This window comes from Oleiphilus sp. HI0067, assembly GCF_001635735.1.
In genome coordinates this window covers 1-878 of sequence record NZ_LWFI01001485.1, presented here as the reverse complement: position 1 = coordinate 878, position 878 = coordinate 1, and the positions used below count along the sequence as shown (strand labels likewise).

The window sequence follows — 878 nt, the reverse complement described above, 5'->3', positions numbered from 1 at the left end:
CGGCAACGCGTCGTCCTTTAACGAGTGAGCCAACTTCGCCTACAACATCCATTAACTCTAACGCTGCGGGCTCTTCTAGGAGAGGCCATAGTGTTGATGTTGTGGCTATCGGTACATCTACCGGTGGTCCGGTCGCTTTGCAAAAAGTGGTCACTAAATTACCTCAAAATTTTCCGGTACCTATTTTGCTTGTTCAGCATATGCCGGCAACATTTACCCCTGCTTTTGCTGAGCGCTTGGATGGATTAAGCCAAGTGAAAGTAAAGCAAGCTGTGGATGGCGATACTCTAGAAGCGGGTACAGCTTATTTGGCGCCAGGGGGCAAGCAAATGATTGTTGGTCAAAGAGCAGGTCGTAAGGTTATATCTGTGCTTGATGGCGATGAGAGGCTGACGTACAAACCATCAGTTGATTTGAGCTTTGGTTCAGTGGCGAAGACATTTCCTGGTAAAGCTTTAGGGATTGTTCTGACAGGCATGGGTTCAGACGGTAAAGAAGGGTGTCGACTAATGAAGTCTGGCGGCTCGACTGTATGGACTCAAACAGAAGACTCTTGCGTTGTATACGGAATGCCGATGGTGGTTGATAAAGCTGGTTACAGTGATCGGTCGCTTGATATTAACGAAATCGGTGAGCAAATAATAAATAGGTTAAGCTAATGGATTACCTGAGTGTCGTAGGGCTATTACTAGCTTTTGTTGCGATCTTTGGCGGTAACGCAATTGAAGGCGGCACGTTCGACTCTCTGATTAATGGTCCAGCGGCTTTAATCGTTATCGGTGGCACGCTTGCCGCTATTCTCGTCCAAACTCCTACACATACCTTGAAGCGCAGCGCTTCGGCTTTACAGTGGGTGTTTTTTCCTCCTCATGTATCAA

General features: G+C 47.3%; 2 protein-coding genes. Both read left to right on the top strand.

Annotation, left to right across the window (positions count from 1 at the left end; translation table 11 throughout):
- The coding region (locus A3739_RS24155) for a chemotaxis protein CheB (RefSeq protein ID WP_304440307.1) at positions 1–659 on the top strand (659 nt) is incomplete at its 5' end.
- On the top strand, positions 659–878 hold a 220-nt coding region (locus A3739_RS24150), incomplete at its 3' end, for a motility-associated protein (RefSeq protein ID WP_369821120.1). The genes A3739_RS24155 and A3739_RS24150, both read left to right, overlap by 1 nt.